The organism is Pseudomonas sp. GM48, assembly GCF_000282335.1.
Lineage (GTDB): Bacteria > Pseudomonadota > Gammaproteobacteria > Pseudomonadales > Pseudomonadaceae > Aquipseudomonas.
Genome location: NZ_AKJM01000102.1, coordinates 1 through 3,691, shown reverse-complemented (window position 1 = coordinate 3,691; position 3,691 = coordinate 1). Strand labels below are relative to the sequence as shown.

Genomic DNA, 3,691 nt, shown 5'->3' with positions numbered 1-3,691 from the left:
ATAAACGCCATCCATAAGGCTACCCACACAAGAACGACGTCGGCCACAACCTGAATGAGCCGTTTTTGACGGCGTGACAGCTCAAGCAACAGTTTGCGCAATTTATCCATAACCCCGTCGTACACCTCGAACCGCTCCCCATGACCTTTCTTGATCAGTGTACATCTCCAGACACACCAGTTAACTCAAATAATCATAAATCAGCTATTGAGGGCCTGGTTTTTTTCGATTTCACCCGCGTGAAACTTGATCGCCAAAATCACAAGAGGGAGGTAGGCGACTATCAGCCCCAGCACACCATCTACTCCAAAGGAAGTCACGCAAACCGCAACGGGAAGCAACCAGCCGACATTGATTGCTCCGACAGCAAGAGTGACTGGCAAATGCTTGCGATACCGGCGTGATGCAAACTGATAGGCGTGACTCCGATGAGCTTCATAAATTTTGTCACCGCGAACCATGCGACGAATCAAGGTAAAGGTTGCGTCTACAACAAACACCCCCAACAGAATCAGCCAGGCCCAGAGCAACTGCGGTGCAATCCAGGCAGCCTGAATCGAGATGACACCGAGCACCATGCCGATGAATCCGCTTCCAGCGTCTCCCATGAAGATGCGTGCAGGGGGGAAATTCCAGAACAGAAATCCTCCAACCGCCATCGCCAACAGTCCAGGAACCCACATCTGGCTTTCGAATCCACTCAGCCAATAAAGCAGGCAAGCACCCAGGCACGCCGAAATCGCTTCAACACTGGCTATACCATCGATTCCATCCATGAAATTGTAAAGATTGAGCATCCAGACAAGATAGACCGCCGCCAGGATGCATCCCAGCCAACCAAGATCCACAGCCCATCCAAACAAGGTAATCGGAGGCAGCCCCCCCAGACAGAACAAGGCCCAGGCAGCCGCACAGAAATGGCCTAACAATCGCCAACGTGCTGCTATATGACCATGATCATCTATGAAGCCGACAATTGCGATCAGCCCACCCGCCCCCCCGATAGCGATCAACATTGGCATGGTTACCAACTGCGCCCATGCCAGAAATGGCAGCGCCAACAAAAATGCGATGACGATCGCGACACCGCCGCCCCTGGGAGTGGGTATTGAATGAGAGCTGCGAGCATTGGGGACGTCGACAATACTTCGCGCCAATGCATAACGACGCAATACAGCTGTCAATATTAAGGAAACAATCGCCACTGCAGGAATTAACCACCAATAGATCATTGTTTTTTACTTTCTTGAAAATATTGTGCTGTAGCCTTCAGTGCGTCATCTGCCGAGACCGGAGGTGTCCACCCCAGCAATGACCGCGTTTTGCTGATGTCTACCTGCAAGGATCCGCATAACCGGTTTGACAGGGCTTTCCTTCCGAGCAATGTGGCGACGCCGCGCAGGACGCCGGCAGGTATCGGTACAAGCCGAGCCGTACGCCCAAGGGCAAGCGCTATCTTGCGCAGCAATTGAGTGGTGGAAAGATCCTCACCATCACTGACCAGAAAGGTCTGATTAGCGGCCGCCGGATGATTGATACAGGTGACAATCAAATCCACCAGATTGTCCAATGCTACGAGACTGCGGCGGTTGTGAATCGCCCCAAATGGCAGGGGAATACCTTTATCGAGCCATCGCATCATGCTTTGAAAGTTAGCCTTGACCCCAGGGCCATAAACCAACACTGGCCTTATGATCACGACCTCCATCCCGGTCTCCACGGCCAATTCACGCAACCGCTCTTCGGCTTCCATCTTGGATATCCCATAGGGATCTGCCGGGGCTGGCGTGTCCTCGGGAGAATATGTGACACCCAAATCGGTACTTTCGCCGTTCACCTTGATGGAACTGATGAATATGAAGCGTCGGACGCCTGCAGACGCAGCCTGGCGCGCGAGATTCACTGTACCTTCAACATTGACTCGCCTGAATGCCGCCAAGGGATCGGTTTCGGTATCATTCATCACATGAACGCGAGCCGCGGCATGTATGACAACGTCTACACCAGTGAGACCGTTTTTCCAGGACGTAGCACCATCGATACTGTCAACGTTGATCGTCGAGAATTTATTCTGAAGTAATTGCGACCCATTACGCAGCGCGGCAATAACAGTGTAGTTTCTTGCAACCAGACACCTTAGTGTCGCACCACCAACAAACCCTGTTGCACCGGTTAAAAATACGGTCTTCGACATTATTGGGTGGTCCTTCGCAAAGTAGCAACGCGAAACAACTCTTCCAGACGCTCCATAAGGGCGGGTTTGGAAAAGTGGCTCAAATAGTAGGACCGACCGGCACGCCCCATGGTTTCACGTTGAGCAGGGGATGTGGTGGCCAACTCCAGAGTAATCCGCACAAGCCCCTGGATATCACCTGAGGGGCAGGAAAATCCCCCACCGGACTCTTCGATTACCCGTGCAGCCTCCCCATTGATCATGCCCAGGATCGGCTTGCTCGAAGCCATATAAGCCTGGACCTTCCCGGGAATCGTTTTCTCGAACACATCATTGGTTTTCAATGAAACCAGCAACGCATCGGCACAAGCAAACACCCCTGGCATCTCGCTCAGAGGGTGTCGTCCCAGCAGCAATACGTTGCTCAAGTTTCTTGTCGTGACTTGTTCATGCAACCATTTGCTCATACGCCCATCCCCCACGATCACCCAACGCACTGCGACTTTGTTCTTCAATGCTTCTGCGGCGTCCAGGATCGCGGGAAAATCCTGCGCTTCGCCTAAATTTCCTGCAAAAACAATGGTGAAGACTGAGTCATCTCGCTGTAGCAAATTTGAAGTGAGCGGAGTGGAGGCCGAAAAGTCATCCTCAGCCCAACTTGGGAAATAAATCAAACGCTCTGGGGAGATTTCCTTCGTGCAATATTGTTTAACGTTGTCGGCAAAACCTTTGGATTGTAAAAGCAAATAATCAGCACGATTGTAGATCGCACTGACCACGCGCCCGACCAAAGCCAACAAGGCAGGCTGACGGAGTACCCCTACAGCCCTCAGAGTTTCCGGCCAAAGATCAAGGACCCAAACAAATACTGGCACCTTTTTTATCCGCCCTAACACAACTGCGGGAATCGCAGCCATAATAGGAGAAACTGCGTATACGAAAACCGCATCAAACTTTTCACTTCGAAGTTTGAAAACGCCAAGTGTGGAAGCGCTGAGAAAAAAAGAAACGTAATTTAAAATCAAGCTGACACTGCGTTTTCCGCGCGAAACTAGTGGAACTCTAACTATGCGCGCACCGAAGTAGTTTTTGAAACGCTCAGGACTGGCACTAAATTCCGAATAAACCGAACCCTCCGGGTAATTTGGCCATCCGGTCAACACAATGACCTCATGACCATTTTCCGAGAAGGCACGAACCAAGTCATTGATTCGCATATTCTCCGGCCAAAAATACTGTGTAACGATCAGAATCTTTAACTTATTTTCAATCATCCCTGGAGCTCAACTCAGCATTTCTTCGTTGATATAATCAAGCTATTGTAAACAATCCCTATTACTTTATCGGAAGTATTCGGCGTGCGGCACTCACCGACCCTAGCCATTACGGATAGTCGGAACTCCATGACATCAATTTTGGAAAGCCGCTTTTCCAAAGCGGCTCTCTAAACTTAGGCTATTTCATGGGCCTGTCAAAAATTTGTACGTTACAGGATTTGAAACAATCAGGGTTCGAGGC

General features: G+C 50.7%; 3 protein-coding genes. All 3 read right to left on the bottom strand.

Annotated features, from left to right (window positions below):
- Positions 1 to 200: 200 nt before the first annotated feature.
- From PMI28_RS11315 to PMI28_RS11325, 3 genes are read right to left on the bottom strand one after another with little or no spacing between them, the layout of a single operon-like run.
- Positions 201 to 1,232, bottom strand: coding sequence for an MraY family glycosyltransferase (locus PMI28_RS11315; protein WP_007988310.1), 1,032 nt, complete (start codon positions 1,230 to 1,232; stop codon positions 201 to 203).
- On the bottom strand, positions 1,229 to 2,194 hold the full coding sequence (locus PMI28_RS11320) for a UDP-glucose 4-epimerase family protein (RefSeq protein ID WP_007988308.1): 966 nt from the start codon (positions 2,192 to 2,194) through the stop codon (positions 1,229 to 1,231). Before PMI28_RS11320 ends, PMI28_RS11315 begins: the two co-directional genes overlap by 4 nt.
- Positions 2,194 to 3,447 (bottom strand): glycosyltransferase family 4 protein, encoded by a 1,254-nt coding sequence (locus tag PMI28_RS11325; protein ID WP_007988306.1) that lies wholly within the window; start codon positions 3,445 to 3,447, stop codon positions 2,194 to 2,196. The genes PMI28_RS11320 and PMI28_RS11325 overlap by 1 nt, the downstream gene beginning before the upstream one ends.
- Between the last annotated feature and the right edge of the window lie 244 nt (positions 3,448 to 3,691).

Excerpts from the sequence above, each read along its gene's own strand:
- PMI28_RS11315 (WP_007988310.1), bottom strand. The coding sequence starts at position 1,232 with ATGATCTATTGGTGGTTAATTCCTGCAGTGGCGATTGTTTCCTTAATA.
- PMI28_RS11320 (WP_007988308.1), bottom strand. The coding sequence starts at position 2,194 with ATGTCGAAGACCGTATTTTTAACCGGTGCAACAGGGTTTGTTGGTGGT.
- PMI28_RS11325 (WP_007988306.1), bottom strand. The coding sequence starts at position 3,447 with ATGATTGAAAATAAGTTAAAGATTCTGATCGTTACACAGTATTTTTGG.